Source organism: Thermostilla marina (assembly GCF_054657455.1).
On the sequence record NZ_BAAHYR010000001.1, the window covers coordinates 3,957,622 to 3,975,775 of the forward strand.

General features: G+C 60.2%; 13 protein-coding genes. 5 read left to right on the forward strand and 8 right to left on the reverse strand.

What is annotated here, in order from left to right:
• Positions 1-395 precede the first annotated feature (395 nt).
• Complete coding sequence (locus tag ACYQ2I_RS14385) at positions 396-3,365, forward strand: BamA/OMP85 family outer membrane protein (protein WP_460167717.1); 2,970 nt, start codon at positions 396-398, stop codon at positions 3,363-3,365.
• A gap of 37 nt (positions 3,366-3,402) precedes the next feature.
• Here ACYQ2I_RS14385 and ACYQ2I_RS14390 read toward each other — a convergent pair whose 3' ends face one another.
• The 3 genes from ACYQ2I_RS14390 to ACYQ2I_RS14400 are packed head-to-tail and all read right to left on the reverse strand — an operon-like array spanning position 3,403 to position 7,422.
• Positions 3,403-4,521, reverse strand: coding sequence for an ABC transporter permease (locus tag ACYQ2I_RS14390; protein WP_460167718.1), 1,119 nt, complete (start codon positions 4,519-4,521; stop codon positions 3,403-3,405).
• A 47-nt stretch (positions 4,522-4,568) separates the two neighbouring features.
• Positions 4,569-5,489, reverse strand: a complete 921-nt coding sequence (locus ACYQ2I_RS14395) for an ABC transporter permease (RefSeq protein WP_460167719.1) — start codon at positions 5,487-5,489, stop codon at positions 4,569-4,571.
• A gap of 52 nt (positions 5,490-5,541) precedes the next feature.
• On the reverse strand, positions 5,542-7,422 hold the full coding sequence (locus tag ACYQ2I_RS14400; RefSeq protein ID WP_460167720.1) for a peptide ABC transporter substrate-binding protein: 1,881 nt from the start codon (positions 7,420-7,422) through the stop codon (positions 5,542-5,544).
• A 137-nt stretch (positions 7,423-7,559) separates the two neighbouring features.
• Here ACYQ2I_RS14400 and ACYQ2I_RS14405 point away from each other — a divergent pair, with 137 nt between their 5' ends.
• Positions 7,560-8,060 carry a TrmH family RNA methyltransferase gene (locus ACYQ2I_RS14405; protein WP_460167721.1) on the forward strand — a complete coding sequence of 167 codons (501 nt, stop codon included), beginning with the start codon at positions 7,560-7,562 and terminating at the stop codon, positions 8,058-8,060.
• An 85-nt stretch (positions 8,061-8,145) separates the two neighbouring features.
• Here ACYQ2I_RS14405 and ACYQ2I_RS14410 read toward each other — a convergent pair whose 3' ends face one another.
• The 3 genes from ACYQ2I_RS14410 to aat all read right to left on the reverse strand — a co-directional run bounded on the left by ACYQ2I_RS14410 (position 8,146) and on the right by aat (position 11,292).
• The gene (locus ACYQ2I_RS14410; protein WP_460167722.1) at positions 8,146-8,829 is read right to left on the reverse strand and encodes an ABC transporter ATP-binding protein; all 684 of its coding nucleotides are present in this window, start codon (positions 8,827-8,829) and stop codon (positions 8,146-8,148) included.
• Positions 8,822-10,351, reverse strand: a complete 1,530-nt coding sequence (locus tag ACYQ2I_RS14415; RefSeq protein WP_460167723.1) for a hypothetical protein — start codon at positions 10,349-10,351, stop codon at positions 8,822-8,824. Before ACYQ2I_RS14415 ends, ACYQ2I_RS14410 begins: the two co-directional genes overlap by 8 nt.
• A 224-nt stretch (positions 10,352-10,575) precedes the next feature.
• Positions 10,576-11,292: a leucyl/phenylalanyl-tRNA--protein transferase gene (gene aat / locus ACYQ2I_RS14420; protein ID WP_460167724.1), complete on the reverse strand. Its 717-nt coding sequence runs from the start codon at positions 11,290-11,292 to the stop codon at positions 10,576-10,578.
• A 281-nt stretch (positions 11,293-11,573) separates the two neighbouring features.
• On the opposite strand from aat, the gene ACYQ2I_RS14425 reads away from it, so the two are divergent.
• From ACYQ2I_RS14425 to purQ, 3 genes are read left to right on the forward strand one after another with little or no spacing between them, the layout of a single operon-like run.
• Positions 11,574-12,419: a prephenate dehydrogenase gene (locus ACYQ2I_RS14425; RefSeq protein ID WP_460167725.1), complete on the forward strand. Its 846-nt coding sequence runs from the start codon at positions 11,574-11,576 to the stop codon at positions 12,417-12,419.
• Positions 12,403-15,303, forward strand: a complete 2,901-nt coding sequence (gene purL / locus ACYQ2I_RS14430; RefSeq protein WP_460167726.1) for a phosphoribosylformylglycinamidine synthase subunit PurL — start codon at positions 12,403-12,405, stop codon at positions 15,301-15,303. The genes ACYQ2I_RS14425 and purL overlap by 17 nt, the downstream gene beginning before the upstream one ends.
• A gap of 57 nt (positions 15,304-15,360) precedes the next feature.
• A complete protein-coding gene (gene purQ, locus ACYQ2I_RS14435; protein WP_460167727.1) occupies positions 15,361-16,146 on the forward strand; it encodes a phosphoribosylformylglycinamidine synthase I in 786 nt (261 codons plus the stop codon).
• Positions 16,147-16,176: 30 nt separating this feature from the next.
• On the opposite strand, the gene ACYQ2I_RS14440 is transcribed toward purQ, so the two are convergent.
• Positions 16,177-16,734, reverse strand: coding sequence for a SpoVG family protein (locus tag ACYQ2I_RS14440; protein WP_460167728.1), 558 nt, complete (start codon positions 16,732-16,734; stop codon positions 16,177-16,179).
• A gap of 25 nt (positions 16,735-16,759) precedes the next feature.
• On the reverse strand, positions 16,760-17,671 hold the full coding sequence (ispE, locus tag ACYQ2I_RS14445; RefSeq protein WP_460168420.1) for a 4-(cytidine 5'-diphospho)-2-C-methyl-D-erythritol kinase: 912 nt from the start codon (positions 17,669-17,671) through the stop codon (positions 16,760-16,762).
• Positions 17,672-18,154: the final 483 nt, after the last annotated feature.

The window sequence follows — 18,154 nt, forward strand, 5'->3', positions numbered from 1 at the left end:
AATCCGCAAGTGGCTCATCCGTCGAAAGTTCCCGCAGACGCCGGCCCTGATGGCGTCCGGTCCGATCGGTACAGACTGGATCGCGTGTTAGACGTAAATCGGTCGCGTCGAGTTCCCGGAATTTGCCGAGAAATCCGGTCACAACGGTAATTCGACTCAAGATGGCAGCCCCGTTGTGCCGAGACCGGGCCTCTCTGGTCTACCCCCCCATACTGACTACCCGATCCAACGCGGGCAAATCCATCTTGCAGCAACAGGCGTGTTTCGGTATTCCTAACCGCCCTTTGTGCCCCAGGGTCCCATTACGACGGGAAAACACCCCACTTTCAGGTGGATATTTGATTGGAAAGCCTGCCCGGAGGCCTCGGCCTTCTCCTTCATCGGGATTCGCTTCGATGACGCGTATCGAGACACCTTTTCGGCTCCTGCTGATCCTTCTCGCCGCGTGGGCGACCGCCGGAACGGTTTCGGCGCAACCGCCTTTGGCGCCGCCGGTTACGTCCGAACAACCGTCGTACCGGGAGGAGGTCACCGTCGACAAGCAAGATGCGGCCGGTCAACCGGTAGTCGCCGTGCGCATCTTGGGTCCCAGTGCCTTGGTGCGCAAGAAAGTGCTCCCACTGTTGAAGACCCGCCCCGGCCGACGACTGGAACTCGACCAACTGGAAGAAGATGTCCGCGAGCTGACTCGCTCGGGCTGGTTCATCGACGTCCGCACGTACACGCAAGCCACGCCCGAGGGAGTCGTCGTCATCTTCGATCTGCTCGAGCGTCCCCTGCTCCACTACGTCAAGTTCATCGGCAATCGCCAAGTGAGCGAGAAACGCCTCGCCCAAGAGGCTCAAATCAACGAAGGCGACCCGCTCGACACGTGGGCAGTCGAAGAAGCGGCGCGCCGCATCGAAAGCTATTACCACGAGCACGGGTATCCCGACGCGCGAATCACGATCCTCGAAGGCAACAAACCGAAGGATTCCGGCGCGGTATTCCTGATCAACGAAGGCAAAAGGCAGAAGATCCTGTGGACGGGCTTTGTCGGCAACACCGTCGCCAGCGACGGTCGCTTGCGGACGCAGGTCGAAATGAAGCCCGGCTTTCTATGGATTTTCCAAGGGAACCTTTCGCGGGAACAACTCGATGCCGATGTCGAGCGACTTACCGCATACTACCGAAAGCTCGGGTTCTTTCAGGCAAAAGTCGGCCGCACGATCGATATTTTGCCTCACCCGTTCGACGATTCGCTCGAATGGGTGAAGATCACTTACGTCATCGACGAAGGCGTCCGCTACCGCATCGCCGATATTCGCTTCTTCGGCAACACGCAGTTTCCGGTCGAAGAACTGCTCGAAAAAGTCGAGCTGAAGCCGGGCGACTATTTCAACCAAGATAAAGTCCAACTGGCTATCCGCAAACTGCAAGACAAGTACGGCGCGCACGGCTACGTGTTCGCCGACGTCGAGGTCGATCCGCGGTTTCGGGAAGCTCCCGGTCAACTCGACCTGGTATTCAACATCGAAGAAGGCAGCCAGTACCGCGTGGGACGGATCGATGTGCGCGTAAAGGGCGACTTCCCGCACACGAAAGTGACGACCGTCCTCAATCGCATGTCGTTGGCACCGGGCGACATCGCCGACGTTCGCGAGATGCGGGCAAGTGAAGTCCGCTTGCGCCGCTCGGAATTGTTCGAAGTCGATATGGCTCGAGGCATCCAGCCGAAAATCGTGTATTCGCCTCCCGATCTGGAAGACATCGGCCCGAAACAAAAAAAGGCTGTTGCCGAACGTCCGCAAGCTCCCGACCGGGAAGTCCGCGGGCAGAATCCGCCGCAGTACCGAACGGCCGAAAAACCGCCGCTTGCGGCGTCGAACGCTCCCGATGGCGAACGCATCGTTCGCGGCCAGTACACGCCCGGAGGCGGCGCCACGATCCCGACACCGCCTTGGCTGCAACCGTCGTCGCCACGAGCGCAATCCTCGCAAGCGACCTCGCAAACGTCTCCACCGTATCAGCCGATACCATCGACGAACACGTCCAACACCGGCGGTGGCGGTACCTACGTCGAATCGTCGGGCGTCGTTCCGGCCGACGGAACGGGATACGCTTCTACCGAAGATTCAGGCGTCGTCCAAACGGCGATCATTCCGGGCGAAGTTCCCCCCTTCATGCGCGACGTGGCCCCCGGCCCCGAACCACCCTCGAATACCGCGCCCTTCTACGGCCCGCAAACGGCGCCATACGATCCGACGACCGGTTACACGGGCGAGCAACTGGCCGATCCGTTGCTCGATCTTCCGATGGAAGCAATCGTTCAGGAGGCACGCACGGGACGCCTGATGTTTTCAGTCGGAGTGAACTCCGACTCGGGCTTGATCGGCACGGCCCTCATTGAAGAACAAAACTTCGATATCACACGCTGGCCTCGCAGCTTTCGGGAAATCGTCAACGGAACGGCGTGGCGGGGGGCAGGGCAACGTTTCCGCTTGGAAGCGATGCCCGGTACCCAGTTGCAACGGTACCTGGTCAGTTTCCAAGAACCGTATCTATTCGACCGCAACGTGTCGTTGAGCCTCAAAGGCTACTACTACGATCGCGGCTACAGCGAATGGTTTGAACAACGCATCGGCGGCGATATCGGATTCGGCTATCAATTTACGCACGACTTGTCGGGTACGATCTCGTATCGTGGAGCAAACGTGGCAATCAGCGACCCGGTCGAAACCTACTGGGGTGTGCCCCCCGACATTCAAGCGGCCGTGGGCGACAACGCCTTGCATGGGTTCGAGGTCGGCTTGGTTCACGATACGCGCGACAGTACGTTCCTGCCCACCCAAGGTCACCTGTTCCAGGCGTCGTTCGAACAGGTGATCGGCAGCTACAGCTATCCGCGGTTCGACATCAGCATGAAACGCTTCTTCATGCTCCGGGAACGGCCCGACGGATCGGGACGGCACGTGCTCGGCTTGAGCGGCCGATTTGCCTGGACGGGCGACGAAACGCCCGTCTACGATCGGTACTTCGCCGGCGGATTTACCAACCTGCGGGGTTTCCGATACCGCGGGGCATCGCCTCGGCAATACGGCGAAGTGGTGGGCGGCAACACGTTGGTGTTGGCCTCGGCCGAATACATGTTCCCGATCACTGCCGACGATTTGGTACGCGGCGTCGTCTTCTGCGATACGGGAACGGTCGAACCCTCGCTGGACAATTGGACCGACACCTATCGTGTCGCTCCCGGCTTCGGGTTGCGAATCATCATCCCGGCGATGGGACCCGCTCCGATCGCGCTCGATTTCGCGTTCCCGGTCAGCGAAAACCCGGGCGACGAGAACCAAGTGTTCAGCTTCTTTGTCGGTTTCCTGCGGTGAGCGCCGCGGCAATTTTCGGGATCGCGTCGGACCGAACCTAAAGGTTTTTCAAACGCGGATCCAAGGCATCGCGCAGTCCGTCACCGAGGAAATTCAGGGCGAACAGGGTCACCGCCAAGGCCAAGCTGGGAAAGGCCACCAGCCACCAGTAGATGCGCACGGGCGTGATGGCCTGCAAACCCTCGTTCGCCAGCAATCCCCACGACACGTCGGGCGGCTCGACGCCCAATCCCAAGAAAGAGAGGAACGCCTCGAACAGCATCACCCGCGGAATGGTCAACGTCAGATAGACGATCACCACACTCATCAAGTTCGGCACGATGTGGCGGAAGATGATCCGCGGCGTGCCCGCCCCGATCGCCCGGGCCGCCTCGACGAACAGTTCGTTCTTGAGGACGATCACCTGCCCTCGCACGACGCGGGCCATCGTCAACCAATAGATTGCCCCGACGACGAAAAAGAAGACGACCACCCGGTTGATACCGTATTCGGCCTCCAAGGTGTTCTTGATCGGTTCCGCACTGAGAATCGTGATCAGAAAAATGACCACGAAGATGAACGGGATCGAGTACAAGATATCGACCAGCCGCATCATCAGGTTGTCGACCCAGCCGCCCACGAAGCCCGAGATCGCCCCATAGGTCACGCCGATCACCAGCGAGACCAATGTAGCGACGATCCCCACGGCAATCGAGATGCGTCCGCCCCACATGACCCGCGAGAGCACGTCTCGCCCCAGCTTGTCGGTACCGCACACGGGACCGAGCGACCACGCGCCAAACAACCGCAGCCGAATCGAAAGCAGCAACCCGCTGACCGGATCGAGCCGGCCGAACCCCTCCGCGATCGGGTCGACGACGATTTCATCTTCCGAAGCCGCGGCCGGCGACTCGGCACCGGGCAAGGGAAACGATTTCTCGAACAAAGGCGACACACGCGGCGGCGCGAAGGCTCGTTCCATGTCGACCCGCCGCGGCGGTGCCAGCGGCAGCAACGGCGTGAGCACCGCCAACAGGCCCATTGCCGCCAACGTCCACAACGAAACCATCGCCATGCGGTTCTTGCGCAGGCGGTACCATGCATCGCCCCACAGCGAGCGGGAGGGCTTGCGCTGATCGCTTTCCGTCGTTCGAGTCGGCTCAACCGTGGTGGTCATGGATCGTTCGAGTTCTTCGCCAAAAGGCTGTCGAGACTCCCGGCACGTCAATCGAGTTGCACGCGTGGATCGAGCACCAGGTACGCAAAGTCGACAAACGCATTCGCCGCGTACAACAACACCGTAAACAACAATACCAGCCCCATCGACAAGGTGTAATCTCGCTGGATGGCCGCCTGCACGAAATGGACGCCCAAACCGGGAATCGCAAAGATTTGCTCGACGACCGGCGAGCCGGTCAGGATCCCGGCCACGGCCGGCCCCAAGAAGGACACCACCGGCACCAGCGCCGCCCGCAACGCATGACGCATCACCACCGCCCCCGGCGAGAGCCCCTTGGCGTAAGCCGTGCGGATGAAATCTTGCGACAAGACGTCGAGCATTCCCGTTCGCGTCAAACGCGCGATGTACGCGGCATACGGTCCCCCCAGGCAAAAGGCGGGCAGCAACAGATGCCGCGCCGACCCCCAACCGGCCGCGGGAAACAACGGCCAGATGAACACTAGAAAAATGATCACGATACCGGCGATCACGAAATTCGGTAGAGCGATGCCCAAAGTCGCATGCGCCATCAACACGCGGTCGACTGCACTGTTTCGCCACACCGCCGACACGACGCCGGCCGAAATCCCCAACCCCATCGCGAACGCCAAGGCGACGATGCCCAACGACGCCGAAATCGGCAGGCCCTGAGCGATGACCTCGTTCACCGTGAAGTCGGCCATGCGATAACTGTATCCCAGGTCGAACCGACAGACGTTTCCCAGCTCGCGGAGATACTGCCGGTAAAGTGGTTCGTCCAGGTGGTATCGCGCCGCGAGGTTCTTTTCAATCTGCGGATCGAGTTGCCGCTCGCGATCCAACGGACCGCCGGGAACGGCGCGCATCAGGAAGAAACTGACGGTGAAAACGATCCACAACGTCAGCATCATCCACAAGAATCGTTTGGCCAAAAAAGCGGCAATCATTGCTCGTTCATTCAATCACGTTTCGGCAACATCCCAAGGAAATCTCTTCGGTTCAAGGGTCCTTCTCGATCTCGATGTACTTCAGCGGATGCACGTCGAGCATGTTGTCGTAGAACCCGCGAACCTCGGGACGGACCATATTTCGCGTCACGCCGAAAAAGATCGGGATGATGGGCATTTCGTCCATCAAAATCGCTTCGGCTTGTTCGTATTTTTCCAGGCGCAGCGTTACGTCGCTTTCTTGCTGGGCCTCGGCGATCAAGCGATCGTACTCGGGATTCGACCATCGGCTGTGATTGTTCGGATTACCGGTGGTGAACATCTCCAAGAAGGTGTTCGGGTCGAGATAGTCGGCGATCCAGCCCGCTCTGGCGATGTCGAACGCGCCTTCGCGACGGCTGGCCAGGTACCTGGCCCAATCCTGGTTTTGAAGCCGGACGTCGACGTTGAGCGATCGTTTCCATTGGGCTTGGATCAACTCGGCAATCGCCTGGTGCGATTCGAGCGTGTTGTACAACAATTCGAGCCGCCGCTTACCGAGAACTTCGCGGAAATCGGTCGCCTCCAAACGTCGCCGTGCAGCAACCGGATCGTACGGCAAGCATTCCGGCGGCGTGTAGTCGATATACTGTCCGATCCCCGGAGGAACCAGGCTGTACGCCGGTTGCTGGCCCGTCTTGAGTAACCGGTCGACAATCTCCTGCTTGTTCAGTGCCTGCCCCAACGCACGACGAACCTCGGGATCATCCAGCGGCGGACGCTCGCAGTTGAGCAGGTAGTACTCGACGACCATGTACGGCGCCCGATGAAAACTCTCGGGGTGCGACTCCATCAAGTCACGCACCAGCTCATTCGGTACGGTCGTGATCCAATCGGCATCGCCGGTCAAAAACAGATTCAATCCCGTAATCGCCGATTCGACGGCCAACACGTCGATCGTTTCCAGATGCACGTTTTCGGCATCCCAATACAACGGGTTCTTGACCAGGCGGATGCGGTCTCGGATGCGACGCTCCTTCAGCATGAACGGACCGTTGGTCACGATGTGTTCGGGCTTCGTCCACGCCGGATACCCGTAGGTTTCCACGCACCGCCGATTGACCGGCGACATGGGGTAAAACCCCAACAGGTTCACGAAGTAGGGCACGGGATGGTTCAAGCGAAAGCGAATTTCCCGCGGGCCCGTCACCTGAATTCCCACCTGCCGAAAATCGTACAGAATCCAGGCATAGTTTTCGGCAGCGGGATCCGAAGGCGTCTCGGCACCCGCTGCCGGTTTTTGGAAACGGCGTTTCTTCCCGTCGATCTCGACGACGTACACCGGCTCGGTGTTATCGCCCTCGGATTCCACCTCGACGAGTCGCCCGCAGACGATCCTGCCGCGAGCGAAAGGCAAAGCATCTTTCGGTTTCTCGAGTAATTCGACTTCGACCGAGTCGCCCGGCTCGACGCGACCGGTGGTGTACCGTTCGGCTCCCTCGATGTACCAAAGCTCGTAGGCGTATTCACTCGCCGTTTCCGGATGCAACATCCGCCGAAAGCTATAGTAAAAATCATCGGCGACGACGGGCGTTCCGTCGGTCCAGCGGGCGTTGTCCCGCAAGTAGAACGTATACTCCAAGCCGTCTTCCGACACTTCCCAGCGTTCGGCGACACCGGGCACAGGCTGGAGTGTTTTCGGATCCCAAGAACACAATCCCTCGAAAATCGCCCAAATGACTCGCCCTTCGGGCTGCCCGGTCACGATTGCCGGATCGACGGTCTTGATCTCCGCTCCGTTGCAAAACGTGAAGTCGGCGCGCTCGATCGTATTGAAACTGAACGCCCACACGAGCCCGGCAATCACCAGGCCTCCGATGGCGTAAAGAACGATGCTGCGCCAAGTGATCAACATGATGCCGCGGCGTGTGCGATCGACGACAATGGGATTCATGGAGGTGACCGACCTGCCCGAAGCAAGCCGATCGGGCTACGATGATGGAAGATTTCTATCGTAGTCGGAATCGACCGCCTGCGACAACAAGCCGACACGAAAACCCAACCGCAACTTCAAACGTAAGCCTGAGCACGATGCCGCGTTTCGTTCAGCAACGTCACAAACCGCCGGTCGCTTTGGAACGTCCTCGCGAATTGGTACTCGTTTGTCCACCCATGCGCAGCAACGTGAATCTGTCGCGAATCGCTCGTGCGGCGGGCTGTTGCGGCATACGCCGGATGATTTGCTGCGGCAATGCAAAAATCTTACCCGAGATTGCCCGCGATACCGGTGAAGAACTCGTTTTCGAATTTCGCCGCTCCCAAAAACCGGTGCTCGAAAAACTGCGGGAAGAAGGCTTTCCTCTGATCGGTTTGGAACAAACGACCCATTCGCAATGCCTGTTCGACTTTTCCTTCCCAAGGCGATGCGCGCTGATCATCGGCAACGAACGCACGGGCATCGACGACGATATCCTCACGATGCTCGACGCGGTCGTCGAAATCCCGGTCTACGGAAGGCCCTACGCCCACAACGCCGCCAGCGCCACGATCATGGCCCTTTACGAATACTGTCGGCAATACCCAAAAGGGTGAGCAAGAACGACAGCGACTACACCGAATTACCGCAGATGCGATACCCCGGACCACGTTTTCTGCCGAAGACGCCGGATAGATGATCTCATGCAGAAACCGGCTCGCGTGCCGCCGGATCGACCAACTCGCCTTTTGCGAGTTGCACGGTTCGCGACGCGAATCCGGCGGCGTAATCGTCGTGCGTCACCAAGAAGACCGTCCCGCCTTGCCGGTTGAAGTCTCGCAACAACTCCAACACCGCTTGAGCGCTCTCACGGTCGAGGTTGCCGGTCGGTTCGTCGGCCAGCAATAGTTTCGGGCTATTGATCAGCGCCCGCGCGATCGCCACCCGTTGGCATTCTCCGGCGCTCAACTCGGCGGGGCGATGCGTCATGCGATCGGCCAAACCGAAACGCTCGAGCATTTCGACAGCGCGCCGGACGGCGTCGGCGCGATGTTCGTGATCGGCCGCCACGACGACGTTTTGCACGACATTCAGGTAGGGCAGCAAATGAAACGTCTGAAAGACGAACCCGATCGTCTTCGCGCGAAAGGCCGCCCGCTCTGCCGTCGACAGCTTCCCCAAATCGCGACCGTCGACGACGATCTTGCCGCTGCTGGGCCGGGCCAATCCGCCGATCAGCAGCAACATGGTCGATTTTCCGCAGCCGCTGGGGCCGCGCACGGCGGCAAATTCGCCGGCCTCGACATGCAACGTCACGTCGCGCAAGGCTTCAACTACACCGTGCGGTGTCGTATAGCGTTTGGAAACGTGCTCAAGATCAATCATGGCGTCGTCGGCCTCCCACGACCAGCGAAAAGATGCTGCCTCCGATGACGATCAAGACGACCACGCCCAGAATCATCCCGTACCGCATGATGATTTGCTGTCGACCGGCAGGCGTTTCTGCCGGATCGATCGGAACGGTCGCCGCACCGGTCGTTCCGGCCCCCGAGATCGCCAATCCCTCGACATCTCCGCCGGTTGGGACCTGCCCGGCCGTCCCGTCGACCTCCGCCTCGGCTGCGACGTCGGCCGATGTCACCGCCACCGTGGTCGCTTCGACCGTCTCGCCGGTTTGTTCGGTAACGTCTCCCGTATCCGAATCGGTGCCGGCTGCCGTATCTTCGGGCGACAGCGGCTCGGAAAGCTGCGGGATCATGCCCAAGTCAGGAGAGTATTCATACGGATCGGCCATCAGCGACGGGTCCGTCGCAGCGATTTTTTCCGCCGTCTCGTCCCAGTTCCACCGGAATACCAACTCGCATCCCGGGTTCTGCGCCTTGACGGTGCACGAACATGCACCGGCCAAGAAATCGAGGACGGCCAGCATGTTGTCGGGATTGATCTCGTCACCGACCAAGGCAGGCAACGTCCGGCCCCGTCCGAATACCGCGTACACGGCGGGAGCGTCGGGATCGGACTCGGGATTTCGCAAATGCGAGAGCATCCGCAACAGCCAGGTTTCGTTCTTGTCATCGGGATCGAGCGAAACGACGGTCGCCTTCAGCGGCAACACGGCCAAATCGGTCGGCAGATAGGCCGAATCCGGATACGTGTCTTCCTCCTCGCTTGCGGCCTCTTCCGTCTCGTTTGCCGTCGATTCATCAGAGGAACCTGCCTCATCCGCGGACGATGCTTTCGATTCGCCCTCGTCGGCCGCGTCGTCGCCGTCCTGTTCTCCCTCTTGCTCCTTGGCCGCCTTGGCGTATTCTTCGCGAATCTTTCGTTGATATTCGGCGTACTCACGGTTCATCTGATCTTGCATGGCCGTCATCTGCTCGATGGCGTCACGAACCACCTTTTCGGCGGACTCGTTGGCGGTCGCGTCCTTCCCGTGAACGACCAACAACACCACCCCGTTGCCTTCGTCGAGCAAACTCGCAAGCTTCCTCCGCATCGGCGAATCGACCAGGGCATCGACGTCCGCCTCTTGAAGCCTGCCGGTGTACATCGGCTCGCCCCACGGATTCAAAATCACGTGGAACGGTTTTCCGCGATGGGCTTCGATCTCTTTCTGGAGGTCCTCACTGAACTGGTCGATCGATTCCTCGGCCAAGTTCAGGGCTTGAAAGTACAAGTTCGCACCGTCGGGACCGGGCGTGCCGATCGTGTTCAGTTTTTCATTGACCGCCTTGTCGGCCTCGTCGGGCTCGTTTTCGTAAAAGTAGAGCACCGGATACGGGTCGGGATACCATCGATACATCGCGTAGCGATACACCGGGGTGTCACAGGCCCACACGGCGGTCGAAACCACCATCACGGCAAACAATGCAGCCCACAAGCGCGACCAAAAGACTCGGCGGGTCATGCGTTCGATCCCTTCATTGCCAGGTAGGGCCGACGGCAAACGCCGACGGCGCGACGCGTTCGACGGCTGCGGCAGGGGCCGCCATGCGTTTCATCTTGGACGGGAAACAAGGGTAAATCGGTGCCGCGAAATCGTTTCGCTCGGTCGAATGCGACACCAGCTAATTTATAGAAGCGACTCCCCCTGAAAGCAAACGCGACACACCATCACACCGAGGGGCTTGATTACCGCCCGCGGGCCGTCCGGAAGTCTTCCTCGGACCATTCGAGGCAACGCCCGAAGTCGATATCCACCTCCAGGGCGAATGCGAGACGCTGCAAATATTCCGACCGCGAAATCTCGATTCCCCCGAACGTCCGCGTGTGTGGTGTGACCATCTGGATATCGAATAGGCGGTAACCGCGTCGGCGCACGTGAATGAGCAGGTGCGCGAGGGCGACTTTCGACGCGTTCGGCAGCAGATAGAACATCGACTCGGCGGCGAACAGTCCGCCGATCGCCACCCCGTACACGCCGCCGACGAGTTTGCCCTCGAACCACGCCTCGACACTGTGCGCGAAGCCTATGTGATGCAGTTCGTCGTAGGCATCGATCATCGCATCGGTAAGCCACGTGTGGTCCCTTCCGCCGTGCGCATCGGCGCAATGCCGCAGCACGCGACGAAAAGCCCGGTCGCACGTGACTTCAAAGTGCCGCTTCCGCAACAAGCGACACAGACTACGGGAGAAATGATACCCGTCCAACGGAATGATGCCGCGTGGATCGGGTGAACACCACGGAATCGGAAAATTCTCGTCGAACGGCCACGGAAAGATCCCGTGCACGTACGCGTCGATGAGCCAATCGGGCGACAACTCCCCCCCGATGCAGACGATACCGTCCATATCGGCATCTTCCGCCGGTGGAAAATACCGCGACTCGGGAAGCTTCCCCAAAGACATCCGATATCCTCGCTGCCAAGATCCGTTAACGCCGGCCCACATGAATTTTGCCCGGGGGTTCGTCACGAGTTCAACCTTGCCCGCCGGACATTTCACCCACAGCGCCGCTGCGAGCCGGGCCGTCCTTCGACTACGTTACCGTCGGCGGCGCGTGACAAAGACCAACCCGCATCCTTCTCCTTGCCCAGCCTCTCCATTTGACCGGATTTCCGGGTCAATTCAAAAGCGGGGGGAATTTGCTACAATGGCAAGCTCGACTTCTGCTTGCGGAGACCGGGAATATGGCGCGTTGGAACACGGTGGCGATCGTCGGGGTAGGTTTGATCGGCGGCTCGATCGGGCTGGCGCTGCAAAAGCGCAAGCTGGCCGAGCGGGTGATCGGGATTGGACGCCGTCAGGTTTCGTTGCGGGCGGCACGCCGCGTCGGGGCGGTTACGAATACCACGATCGAACTGGCCAAGGGCGTTGCCGAGGCCGATCTGGTCGTCGTGTGCACACCGGTCAACATGATCATCGACCATGTTCGCCAAGCCGCCGAAGCCTGCCGTCCCGGAACGCTCATCACCGACGCCGGAAGCACGAAACGCTCAATCGTCGAAGCACTCGACGGTTCGTTGCCCAACACGTGCCGCTTTCTGGGCTCCCACCCGTTGGCGGGGAGTGAAAAACGCGGCCCCACGCACGCCCAGGCCGACCTCTTCGAAGGGAAGATTTGCATCGTCACCCCGACTGCGAACACGCGGGCAGAAGACTACGATACGTTGTCGGAATTCTGGTCGTCGCTGGGCTCGGTCGTCATGAAAATGACGCCTGAAGATCACGACCGTGCCGTCGCCCTGACGAGCCATCTCCCCCATTTTGCCGCCACCACCCTCGCGGCCGCGATGCCCGAAGAAGTCCTGCGCATCAGCGGAACAGGATTGGCCGATACGACACGCTTGGCGGCCGGCGATCCCGGGTTGTGGGTCCAGATCTTCTCCGACAATCGACAATTCGTTCTCGAAGCCGTCGCTCGTTGGAAACAGGTAATCGCCGCGATGGAGCAAGCGATTGCCGCGGGCGACGCACAGGCACTGGAACGCATTCTAGAACAAGGCAAGAAAATCCGCGATGCTTTGGGAAGTTGACATCTTTGCCGCGCCGGGGTTTCCCGACGTGGTCGCGCAGCAGCTCGCCGGTGATGCGCATGACCTGGGAATTGCCGACCATCTCGAGCTGACCGCCGGTCGCGGGTACCTTTTGCAAGGAGACCTCTCGGCCGACGACGTCGATCGTTTGACGCGAGAATTACTCGCCGATTTGGTTGTTGAACGCACGATTACCGCGCCGGTGGGCGACGAGTCGTTACGGAGGCCGCCGCAACCGGAAATGCGGGCCGTTCATGTCCTTCCCAAGCCCGGCGTGATGGACCCGGTCGCCGAAAGCGCCAAAAAGGCGATCGCCGACTTCGGCTTGCGAGTCGAGGCCGTTCGGACCTTCAAAAAGTATTGGGTCGCCGGGCTCGACGACGAACGTTTAGCGATCCTCTCGGCCAAGCTGCTGGCCAACGACGCGATCGAACAAACGGTCGTCGGTCCGCTCGAGCTCGACCACCTCGAAATCGGTCGGCCGTACCGCTTCGCACTTCAGACGGTTCCCATCCGTGAACTCGACGACGAAGCACTGAAAAAGCTGAGCATCGAAGGTCAGTTGTATCTTTCACTGACCGAAATGCAGACGATCCGCAACTACTATCGCGAACTCGGGCGGGATCCGACCGACGTCGAACTCGAAACGATCGCGCAAACGTGGAGTGAGCATTGCAGCCACAAGACGCTTGCCGGACGCATCGAATACCACGGACCGGAAGGCGTGATCCGGTTCGAAAACATGCTGAAGGAGACGATCTTCGCCGCCACCCGGACGATCCGGGAGCGTCTCGGTGCCGACGATTGGTGTGTGAGCGTTTTCCGCGACAATGCCGGAATCGTACGGTTCGACGACGAGTATAACGTCGTCTTCAAAGTCGAAACGCACAATCACCCCTCGGCATTGGAACCTTACGGTGGGGCGAATACGGGCATCGGCGGCGTCATTCGCGACCCGATGGGAACGGGGCTGGGCGCAAAACCGATCTGCAATACCGACGTCTTTTGCTTCGCACCGCCGGATGTCCCCGGCGATTCCCTGCCGCCGGGCGTGCTGCATCCGCGACGCGTCATCAAGGGGGTCGTCGCCGGTGTGCGGGACTACGGCAACCGCATGGGGATTCCCACGATCAACGGAGCCGTCTTTTTCGACGAACGGTATTTAGGAAATCCGCTGGTGTATTGCGGCAACGTGGGCATCATTCCTCGCGACAAGTCGGAAAAGAATCCGCAGCCGGGCGACTTGATCGTCGCCTTGGGCGGACGCACCGGCCGCGACGGCATCCACGGCGCGACTTTCAGTTCGGCCGAGCTGACCAGTGAGAGTGAAACGGTTTCCGGCGGCGCGGTCCAGATCGGGAATGCCATCGTCGAAAAGATGCTGTTGGACGTGCTGATGGTCGCCCGCGATCGCGGACTGTATCATGCCGTCACCGACTGCGGGGCCGGCGGTTTCTCATCGGCGGTCGGTGAAATGGGGGAAAAGATCGGTGCCGAAGTTCAGCTCGAAAATGTACCGCTGAAGTACGAAGGGCTTTCGTACACCGAAATCTGGATCTCGGAGGCCCAGGAACGGATGGTCCTCGCCGTCCCCGAAGACAAGTGGCCGGAACTGAAGGCTCTGTGCGACTCGGAGGACGTCGAAGCCACCGTCATCGGTCGTTTCGTACCGACCGGCAGGCTCGTCCTCAAGTACGGAGAACACCAGGTTGCCGATCTTGACATGCGTTTCCTGCACGACGGTCGTCCGCCCGTGGTGCGTCGGGCCGAATACGCTCCGCCGCAACCGGTTTCTTTGACGCTCCCTGCCGACGAAGACTTTACCGCCGACTTGAAGGGCGTTCTCGGTTCGCTCAACGTGTGCAGCAAGCATTGGATCATTCGCCAGTACGATCACGAGGTGCAAGGCGGCAGCGTCGTCAAACCGCTGGTGGGCGTCGCGTGCGACGGACCGAGCGATGCCGCCGTCGTTCGTCCGCGCATCGACTCGAATCGCGGACTGGCGATCGCTTGCGGAATGAATCCCTGTTACGGAGACTTCGACACATACCGGATGGCGGCCTCGGCTATCGACGAGGCAATCCGCAACTGCGTAGCCGTGGGGGCCGATCCGCGACGCATTGCGATCCTCGACAACTTTTGTTGGGGTAATACCGACCGACCGGAAACGCTTGGATCGTTGGTGCGGGCGGCCCTGGCCTGCCGTGATTTGGCCGTGGCCTACGAAACCCCGTTCATCAGCGGAAAAGACAGCCTCAACAACGAATTCCGGCCCGAAAGCGGCGAGCCCATTGCGATTCCACCGTCGCTGCTCATCAGTGCCATGGGCCAACTCGAAGATGTCGAAAAAGCCGTCACGATGGATTTCAAGTCGCCGGGCAATCCCGTCTACATCGTCGGACTCACGCGAAACGAGATGGGGGGCTCACATTTCGCCAAGGTCCGCAAGCTTACCGGCGGCGACGCGCCGACGGTCGATCCCGAGCTTGCCAAGCCGTTGTTCGCCGCACTCCATCGGGCGATCGAAAGCGGCTATGTGCGAGCCTGCCATGATCTGAGTGAAGGCGGTCTCGCCGTGAGCCTCGCAGAGATGGCTTTTTCGGGCGGATGCGGTGCGGAAATCGACATTGAACCCGTCCCACGCGACGACGAAACCGAGGCCTCGGCGGCAATTCTGTTTTCGGAATCGAACAGCCGGTTTCTGGTCGAGGTCGATGCAAGTCGAACCGACGCGTTCGAACAGGCGCTCGCTGGAATCCCGTTCGCACGAATAGGCGTCGTCTCCGATGGAACGAGTCTGGTCGTCCGTCGAGGCGATGCGGCGCTGATCCGAGCCGAAATCGACGACCTGAAGGCTGCCTGGCAAGGGCCGCTCGACTGGTGAGGCGGACAGCCGGTTTCAAGACCTACGAACTCAAAAAGAAGGTTACGAGTATTCACCATGGCCACACCCCGCGTTCTGGTTTTGCGAGCACCGGGCACGAACTGCGACGAAGAAACCGCCTTCGCGTTCGAAAAGGCCGGCGGCAAGGCCGACCGCGTCCACATCAACCGCCTGCTGGAAAATCCGTCGCTGCTGGATGCGTATCAAATCGCGTGCGTTCCCGGTGGATTCAGCTACGGTGACGACGTGGCTGCAGGCAAGATCCTGGCCGTCCAGATTCGACACCACTTGGCCGGCGCCTTCGGTGATTTCCTCGAACGCAATACGTTGGTGCTGGGGATTTGCAATGGCTTTCAGGTACTGCTCAAGTCGGGCATTCTTCTGCCTCCGGCCGAAGACGGCACGGCCGAAGCGACCCTCACGTGGAACGATTCGGGCCGTTACGAAGACCGCTGGGTATATCTTCGCGTGGAAGGAGACAAGTGCGTTTTCTTGCGCGGAATAGAGCGGTTGTATCTTCCCATCGCACACGCCGAGGGAAAGTTCGTACCGGCCGGAGAAGCCGTATTCCGCCGATTGGCCGAAGACGGCAGGCTCGTGCTTCGTTACGATACGCCCACCGGAACAGATGAATCCGACGTGTTGCCGTTCCCTCACAACCCGAACGGTTCCATCGGCAACGTGGCGGGAATGTGCGATGCAAGCGGGCGGGTGCTGGGATTGATGCCGCATCCGGAACGTCATATCGTCCGGACGCATCACCCGCGATGGACGCGCGGCGACGCCGATTACGCCGCATGTGGCGCAAGGCTGTTCGAGAATGCGATCGCCTACTTCGCCTGAACCAGCAACCGCGTGACGATCCGTCTTTGCTCAGGTCCGCCGATCTTGCTTGATGTCGGCTTCGGTAGCACGGTGCGGCACGTTGTCGGTCGGCGGCTTGTGCGGTCCCGCGGGCGTCTCCGGCGGTTCGACATGTGCCGTCGTCTGACGGCTCTGCGACGGAGAAACAACGTCGAGGTCGTAATCTTCGTACCGCGAGACGTACCCCGGTTGTTTCGCCCGTTCCAATTCTTCCTCGTACGCTGCGATCACTTCCCGCTGAATGGCCTCACGGCACTCGGGATTGATCGGGTGAGCCACATCGGCGTACAGCTTCGGGCGTCCGTCTTCGTCCTTGGCAATGTGCGGCTCCTTCAAGTGGGTTCCGCACTGATTACAATACCGCGCACGGAGATGATTTTTCGTGCGGCATTTGGGACAGCGCGCCGTCAACTTACGGCTAGGCATGGCGACGAACGGACCGTTTGCCCCTTCGATGATTTTCAGATCGCGAATGACGAAGCAATCGTCGAACGTGATCGAACAAAATGCCTTCAGCCGTTCCCCCGGCTCGTCCATAAGCTTGATGCGAACCTCGGTGATCTGCACGGCCGTCCTCCTTCCGTTTGGAGTCCTAGGAGCTTCCCGGGACTACGGTGGTCCAACATACGCCCGGAAGGGCGGCCGCCCGCCGCGCTGTCGCCCGCGCTTGTCGGCGGTTGCCGCACAACGCGTAGCAACAGGATCCGCTGCCGGTCATCCGCCAGAGCGGCCCCGGCACGCGTCGAAGCCGCCGGAGGAATTCGTCCATTCGGGGCTCGACACGACAGGCGCCTTCTTCCAAGCGATTGATGAACAACCGCCCGATCGCATCCACACTGCCTCTTCTCAGTGTCACCGACCAAGGATTCCCGACCACAGGATCGCTTGGTACGCTCACATTCCGGTACACTTCTGCGGTGGCCACTGAAAAACCCGGTCGGGCAATCACGAACCACATCGGCGGAAGTCCCGAAACGGGCGTCACCAACTCTCCACGTCCCCGGCCGAAACTCGCTCCGCGTACCAGGAACAGCGGAACATCGCTTCCCAACGATGCCCCCAAGCGCCGAAGTCGGTCGGACTCCAACGGCAACCGCCACAGCGAGGCCAATCCGACCAACGCGGCCGCGGCATCGCTGGAGCCGCCACCCAATCCGGCCCCTGCGGGAATCCGCTTGATCAACGTAATGCGTGCGCCGTAGGGTACCCCGTATTCGGAACGCAACCGTTCAGCCGCCCGAATTACGAGGTTTCGTTCGTCATTGGGAATCTCGGGAAATCTTGCCCGCCGAACGACACGCGTCGGATAGTCCCAACGACAGGCCAAACTTACTTCACCTGCCGGTCCGCTCTCGAAAACCAGCGTATCGTACAAGGCGACGGGACACACCAATGTTTCCACGTCGTGGAACCCGTCTTCGCGTCGCCGAATCAATTCGAAATGCAGGTTGACTTTCGCCGGAGTCTCGATTCGGAGGCCGTCTCGTTGCCAAACCAGTCGCATCACGCCCCCGCACGTTGCCCTCGAGCCACTTGCCGCTCCGAAGTTCCTTCACCTTCGCAAACCGATCCACGCCGGCACGTCGTCTCGGCTCGGTCTCGGCTCGACGGCACACGCAAAAAATGGACAAAATTCCTACCTATTCACGTTCGGATTCTATCGCCTTCGTACTAGCCGGTCAACAAAACGGTCGAATGCCTCGACAGGATGCCGAACGGTTCGACAGCTTGCCGCACGGCCAAGCCAACTTTCACGCGGCAAACCAGGAAGTCGATCCTCAACGGCCGGTACCTTTATCAAACCTGGCCGTACGGCCTCCTGCCCCTCGTCTTTCTCGGCATACCTTTCGTTGCAAGTGCAATCAATCGACATTCGTGCGCCAAATGCGGACTGTAAAAGAGAATCGGATATGCATCATCTATGATAACACCACCAAGTCAAACGCAACCCCGCCAGGAAGGCAATACTTTTGGGCGGTATATTCTA

Coding starts and splice junctions, on each gene's coding strand:
- ACYQ2I_RS14385 (WP_460167717.1), top strand. CDS start 396: ATGACGCGTATCGAGACACCTTTTCGGCTCCTGCTGATCCTTCTCGCC.
- ACYQ2I_RS14390 (WP_460167718.1), bottom strand. CDS start 4,521: ATGACCACCACGGTTGAGCCGACTCGAACGACGGAAAGCGATCAGCGC.
- ACYQ2I_RS14395 (WP_460167719.1), bottom strand. CDS start 5,489: ATGATTGCCGCTTTTTTGGCCAAACGATTCTTGTGGATGATGCTGACG.
- ACYQ2I_RS14400 (WP_460167720.1), bottom strand. CDS start 7,422: ATGAATCCCATTGTCGTCGATCGCACACGCCGCGGCATCATGTTGATC.
- ACYQ2I_RS14405 (WP_460167721.1), top strand. CDS start 7,560: ATGCCGCGTTTCGTTCAGCAACGTCACAAACCGCCGGTCGCTTTGGAA.
- ACYQ2I_RS14410 (WP_460167722.1), bottom strand. CDS start 8,829: ATGATTGATCTTGAGCACGTTTCCAAACGCTATACGACACCGCACGGT.
- ACYQ2I_RS14415 (WP_460167723.1), bottom strand. CDS start 10,351: ATGACCCGCCGAGTCTTTTGGTCGCGCTTGTGGGCTGCATTGTTTGCC.
- aat (WP_460167724.1), bottom strand. CDS start 11,292: ATGTCTTTGGGGAAGCTTCCCGAGTCGCGGTATTTTCCACCGGCGGAA.
- ACYQ2I_RS14425 (WP_460167725.1), top strand. CDS start 11,574: ATGGCGCGTTGGAACACGGTGGCGATCGTCGGGGTAGGTTTGATCGGC.
- purL (WP_460167726.1), top strand. CDS start 12,403: ATGCTTTGGGAAGTTGACATCTTTGCCGCGCCGGGGTTTCCCGACGTG.
- purQ (WP_460167727.1), top strand. CDS start 15,361: ATGGCCACACCCCGCGTTCTGGTTTTGCGAGCACCGGGCACGAACTGC.
- ispE (WP_460168420.1), bottom strand. CDS start 17,671: ATGCGACTGGTTTGGCAACGAGACGGCCTCCGAATCGAGACTCCGGCG.